This is a genomic window from Stenotrophomonas sp. P5_A9, from assembly GCF_056400525.1.
Genome location: NZ_JBFULC010000154.1, coordinates 1 through 559 on the forward strand (window position 1 = coordinate 1; position 559 = coordinate 559).

Here is a 559-nt window from a genome sequence, read left to right on the forward strand (position 1 = left end):
CCCCGCACTACCGGGGCTCTTCCCCACACGTGCCTTGGTATTCGACCGGCATCGCGACGCTGTGGGATCGCTGAAGATGCGTCATGAGCTCCTCCCGACTACGCGTAGGCCGCTGTTCGCTTCCCGGCCAGAGCTACGTCTTGACGATGGTCTGCGACAACCGCCGCCGCTGGTTCGCAGACCCCCGCGCCGCAGCCATTGCCATCACCCACCTGCAGGAGATCGATCAGCGCGGCTATGCGCGCTCCTTGGCCTGGGTGGTGATGCCGGACCATGTGCATTGGCTGTTGGAGTTGGACGCAAAACCACTGAGCGATGTAGCACGCCGCTTCAAATCATCGAGTGCGTTGGCACTCAACCGCATGCGCGGCCGTGGCGGCGCGGTGTGGCAGGCGGGGTATCACGATCACGCGGTCCGCTCTGAGGATTCCCTGCATCGGCATGCCATGTACATCCTCGGCAATCCGGTCCGCGCAGGCTTGTCCGAACAGGTCGGGGACTATCCATACACATGGAGCATCTGGCCCCATGACCGGTAGTGCCGGCCGCTGGCCGGCTC

1 protein-coding gene is annotated in these 559 nt (G+C 64.4%); it reads left to right on the top strand.

Annotation, left to right across the window (positions count from 1 at the left end):
* The first annotated feature begins 83 nt into the window (after positions 1-83).
* Entirely contained in the window at positions 84-539 is a 456-nt protein-coding gene (locus AC1DR7_RS20355; RefSeq protein WP_457319183.1) for an REP-associated tyrosine transposase, read from the top strand.
* Positions 540-559: the final 20 nt, after the last annotated feature.

What these genes read in the sequence shown, in the direction of transcription:
- AC1DR7_RS20355 (WP_457319183.1), top strand. Translation starts at nt 84, where the DNA reads ATGAGCTCCTCCCGACTACGCGTAGGCCGCTGTTCGCTTCCCGGCCAG.